The sequence below is a fragment of the Burkholderia sp. Tr-862 genome (genome assembly GCF_011753085.1).
Lineage (GTDB): Bacteria > Pseudomonadota > Gammaproteobacteria > Burkholderiales > Burkholderiaceae > Burkholderia > Burkholderia ambifaria.
On record NZ_VWWG01000286.1, the window covers coordinates 1 to 4148 of the forward strand.

Here is a 4148-nt window from a genome sequence, read left to right on the forward strand (position 1 = left end):
TGCCGCAGCCCCTGCGTCGCCCGTCGCCGTCGACGGCGCGCTGGTGCCGCCCGAGCCACCACGGAAATCGGTGACATACCAGCCGGAGCCCTTCAACTGGAAGCCGGCGGCGGTGACCTGCTTGCGAAAAGCATCCTTCCCGCATTCGGGGCACTGCGACAGCGGCGCATCGCTCATCTTCTGGAGCATGTCCTTGGCGAAACCGCACGCTTCGCATCGATAGGCGTAGATCGGCATGATATTTTTCCCGCGGAAACTGGAAACGGCTTGCAAAACCTTGAATTATATCCGAAACCCCGGCGCGCTCCGGCAACGGCCGCGACGCCCCGGGCTTCAGCGACGGCGCCACGTGAGCCAGCGCTCGTGCCCTTCGAACACGGCCAGCGAATCGGTCACGGGCAGATCCTCGATCATCTCGAAGTGCGGCGCGAGCAGCGCATCGAGTTCGGCGCGCTCGATGCCGAACGGCGGGCCCTTCGGTTTCTTCGCCACGAAGAAATAACCGGCCAGCAACGCGCCGGCGGGCAGCAGTTCGGCCATCCGCGCCGCATAGCCGGCGCGCAAGCTCGGCGGCAGCGCGCACAGGAATGCGCGCTCGTACACCCACTGCACGTCGAACGGCGGCCGGTACACGAAGAAATCGGCCTGCTCGACGACGTCCGCATGCGCGCCGAGCTGCGCCTTCGCGGCCGCCACCGCCTGCGCGGCGAAATCGATCGCGCGCACGGGCCAGCCGGCCTGCGCGAGCCAGCCGGCCTCCTGCGCACTGCCGCAGCCGGGAATCAGCACCGCGCACGGCCCGAGCCGCTGCGCAAACGCGCGAAACCCTTCCGGCACGCCGCCGAATTCCCACGGCGTCACGCCGCGCGCGAAACGCTCGTCCCAGAACGATGCGTCGCCCGGGTCGCGCGTCGCGAAATCGGCGGCGCCCGGCGCGGACGGTTGCTTCGGTTCGGACATCGCACGGCTCCTTTCGGTCACGCGCCGTACGCGAGCGCGAGCAGCACGCGCGCGACGAGCGCCCCGACGCCGACGGCCAGACCGAAGATCAGCAATGCCTGCAACAGCCGGTTGGTACGTTTCTGCTCGACGAGGACCTGACGCATCAAGTCCTCGCTCGCCGCACGCGGCGCATCGTGGCGCGCCGCCATCGCGTGGTGGATCAGGCGCGGCAGTTGCGGCAGCGTCTTGCTCCACTGCGGCGCCTCGACCTTGAAGCGCTCGTACCAGCCGCGCAGGCCGATCTGCTCGGTCATCCAGCGCTCGAGATACGGCTTCGCGGTCTTCCACAGGTCGAGTTCGGGGTCGAGCGAGCGGCCGAGCCCCTCGACGTTCAGCATCGTCTTCTGCAGCAGCACGAGCTGCGGCTGGATCTCGACGTTGAAGCGGCGCGACGTCGAGAACAGGCGCATCAGCACCTGGCCGAGCGAGATGTCCTTCAGCGCGCGGTCGAAATACGGCTCGCACACCGCGCGGATCGCGCTTTCGAGTTCCTCGACGCGCGTCTCGGGCGGCACCCAGCCCGATTCGAGGTGCAGCGTCGCGACGCGGTGGTAATCGCGCTTGAAGAACGCGAGGAAGTTCTGCGCGAGGTAGTTCTTGTCGAAATCCGACAACGCGCCGACGATCCCGAAATCGAGCGCGATATAGCGGCCGAAAGTCTTCGGGTCGAGACTCACCTGGATGTTGCCCGGGTGCATGTCCGCATGGAAGAAACCGTCGCGGAACACCTGCGTGAAGAAGATCTCGACGCCTTCGCGCGCGAGCTTCTTGATGTCGACGCCCGCGGTGCGCAGCGTCTCGACCTGGCTGATCGGCACGCCGGTCATGCGCTCCATCACGAGCACCTGCGACGTCGAGAAATCCCAGAACATCTCGGGCACGAGCAGCAGGTCGAGGCCCGCGAAGTTGCGGCGCAGCTGGCTGCCGTTCGCGGCCTCGCGCATCAGGTCGAGCTCGTCGTGCAGGTACTTGTCGAATTCGGCGACGACTTCGCGCGGCTTCAGGCGCCGGCCGTCGGCCCACATGCGCTCGGTCCACGTCGCGATGTCGCGCATCAGCGCGAGGTCGGAATCGATCACCGGCAGCATGTTCGGGCGCAGCACCTTGACCGCGACGGCCTTGCCCGCGTGCACGCCCTGCTTCAACTTCGCGAAATGCACCTGAGCGATCGACGCGCTCGCGATCGGCTCGCGCTCGAATTCGTCGAACAGCTCGTCGACCGGCGCGCCGAGCGACTTCTCGATGATCGCGATCGCGACAGCCGAATCGAACGGCGGCACCTGGTCCTGCAGCTTCGCGAGTTCGTTCGCGAAATCGACCGACAGCAGGTCGCGGCGCGTCGACAGCACCTGGCCGAACTTCACGAAGATCGGGCCGAGGCTTTCGAGCGCGTGACGCAGCCGCACGGCGGGCGGATCGGAATAGCGGCGGCCGATCGTCGTGATCCGCAGCAGCAGCTTCACGCGCCGGTCGTCGATCCGGGACAGCATCACTTCGTCGAGGCCGAAGCGGATGACGGTGTAGACAATCTTGATGAAACGGAAAATGCGCATGCCCTGCGGCCCTCAGTGCGCGCCGCGCGGGCCGGAACCCGTGCGCGCGCCGATTTTTTGTTCGAGTCGCTCGATCCGTTTTTCGACCCGCGCGAGCGCATCGCGCGCACGCGCCAGTTCGGCGTCGAAGCCGCCGAGCACCGTGCGCCGAACGACTTGCGGGTTCTCGTCGAGCCAGTACTCGGCGACGGAATCGAGCACGTTGCGGCCGGTGCGGCGCGCACGCGCGCCGGCGTCGCGCACGAGCGTCGCGATCCGGTGCGCCGCCGCGTCGCCGACCAGCTTCGCGAGATCTTCTTCAGGTTCCCAGCGCAGGTGCTCGGCCAGCTTCGCGATCTGGGTCGCGAACTCCGCGTCGCCCTCGATCTTCACGTGCTTCATCACGGCGGGTTGGCCGCCCTGCAGGAATGCGCCGACCGTGTCACCCGCGAGCGCGATCGACACGTCGACGTGTTGCGCATCGTGCGCGTCCACCGCGGACAGATAACCGTCGGGCTGCACGAGCAGCGTGAGCGTGACGGGCGGCACGTCGAGCCGGGCGGTCTTGCCCGCGTAGGGGATCAGGCGGTCGCGCGCCCACGATTCGCGCGCGAGCAGGTGATTGACAGCAGCAGCAAAAGGCTTGGCGGCAAAGGTCATCGGGCTGGGAAAGAAAAACCCGCGCAGGCCGGGCGCCTACGCGGGTTTCTATTGTAACGTCGGATCGTCGGCAGACCGCGGCCAACCGCACACCCGGGCGGCAAGCGGTCGCAGTGCGGTGACCGTCGCCCGGGCAGCCGGCAAGCCGGCCGCCGGTCACGCTCAGTGCGTGTTGATCTGCTGGATACCCGCGAGCAGCCAGCCCTGGCTGCCCGACTTCGACAGGTTCCACACCTCGTCGAGCGGCGCGGCCGGCGCATTCGCCGACTCGCGGATCAGCCCGTGGAAGCGCACGCTCGCCGACTGCTCGATGCCGCGATCCTCGATCGCGACCAGTTCCGCGTCGAGCTGCACGACATCGGTCTGGTTCGCGTCGTTGCCGCGCGAATCGAGATCGATCTTGATCTCGGCGAACATTTCCGGCGTCGTGAACTCGCGGATGTCGGCCAGGTTGCCCTGGTCCCATGCCGCCTGCAGGCGCACGAAGTAGACCTTCGCGCTACGCAGGAACGCTTCGGTGTCGAAGCCGGCCGGCACCTGCAGCGGTGCGGCCGCCATCGCGCCCGCCGCACCGGCAGCCGCTGCACCGCCGCCGAACACGCCCTGCGCTTCGTTCGCATAGCTGCTGCCGCTGCCCGCATAGTTGTTGCCGGTGCTGCCCTGCTGGAACGACGGGCTTTGCGAGTAGCTACCTGACGACGAGGCCGAGCCGCCGACCGAATACGCCGGCTCCTGCGAACGGCGGCGGTTCATGAACCTGCGGACCAGCCAGATGCCGACCATCGCGAGCAGTGCGATCACGATGACGTTCGCCATCATGCTCGCGAACGCGCCGCCCAGGCCGAAGTGCGACAGCAGCGCCGCGATGCCGAGGCCGGCCGCGAGACCGGCGATCGGCCCGAGCCAGCGCGAGCGGTTCGGCTGCGCGGCCGGTGCCGGTGCGGCCGGGTTCGC

General features: G+C 68.0%; 5 protein-coding genes. All 5 read right to left on the reverse strand.

Annotated elements, in window-relative coordinates; genetic code table 11:
* The coding region (locus F3J14_RS33795) for an FmdB family zinc ribbon protein (RefSeq protein WP_166726605.1) at positions 1-237 on the reverse strand (237 nt) is incomplete at its 3' end.
* 96 nt (positions 238-333) lie between these two features.
* A complete protein-coding gene (locus F3J14_RS33800) occupies positions 334-960 on the reverse strand; it encodes an SAM-dependent methyltransferase (RefSeq protein WP_166726606.1) in 627 nt (208 codons plus the stop codon).
* Positions 961-977: 17 nt separating this feature from the next.
* Positions 978-2555 carry a ubiquinone biosynthesis regulatory protein kinase UbiB gene (ubiB, locus tag F3J14_RS33805; RefSeq protein WP_166726607.1) on the reverse strand — a complete coding sequence of 526 codons (1578 nt, stop codon included), beginning with the start codon at positions 2553-2555 and terminating at the stop codon, positions 978-980.
* A 12-nt stretch (positions 2556-2567) separates the two neighbouring features.
* On the reverse strand, positions 2568-3194 hold the full coding sequence (locus F3J14_RS33810) for an SCP2 sterol-binding domain-containing protein (protein ID WP_166726608.1): 627 nt from the start codon (positions 3192-3194) through the stop codon (positions 2568-2570).
* Positions 3195-3356: 162 nt separating this feature from the next.
* On the reverse strand, positions 3357-4148 hold a 792-nt coding region (locus F3J14_RS33815; protein ID WP_166726609.1), incomplete at its 5' end, for a TIM44-like domain-containing protein.

Coding starts and splice junctions, on each gene's coding strand:
- F3J14_RS33800 (WP_166726606.1), bottom strand. CDS start 960: ATGTCCGAACCGAAGCAACCGTCCGCGCCGGGCGCCGCCGATTTCGCG.
- ubiB (WP_166726607.1), bottom strand. CDS start 2,555: ATGCGCATTTTCCGTTTCATCAAGATTGTCTACACCGTCATCCGCTTC.
- F3J14_RS33810 (WP_166726608.1), bottom strand. CDS start 3,194: ATGACCTTTGCCGCCAAGCCTTTTGCTGCTGCTGTCAATCACCTGCTC.